The sequence below is a fragment of the Cupriavidus sp. SIMBA_020 genome (genome assembly GCF_046535395.1).
In the GTDB taxonomy this organism is placed as follows: domain Bacteria; phylum Pseudomonadota; class Gammaproteobacteria; order Burkholderiales; family Burkholderiaceae; genus Cupriavidus; species Cupriavidus campinensis.
The window spans coordinates 1-269 of the sequence record NZ_JAWRWU010000665.1 but is presented as its reverse complement, the minus strand read 5'-3'; the positions used below and the strand labels follow the sequence as shown (position 1 = coordinate 269).

At 72.5% G+C, this 269-nt stretch carries 1 pseudogene; it reads right to left on the bottom strand.

Annotated elements, in window-relative coordinates:
- Nucleotides 1-269, bottom strand: a pseudogene (locus SB751_RS30980) (competence protein ComA); the annotation flags it as partial.

Sequence of the window (269 nt, the reverse complement as noted above, 5' to 3'; positions counted from 1 at the left end):
ACCGATCCGTCGACCCGCCAACCGTACACGCCCGAATCGCCGAACCAGAACGCTGCGTACGGCCCGTGCGCATCGTGCTCGAACTGCGCGGCATAGCGCAGCGCGCGCAGCGCGGCCGCCGACTCTGCGTCGACCGCCGTCAGGTCGATGCCGGCCTGCGCGGCGACGTCGATCCGCCGCTCGAGCAACGCCTGCGGCGCCACGGCGACCGCAATCTCGCCCACGCATGCGCCGTCGTCCTGCCGCCAGTCGTACGCGAGACTGTCGGG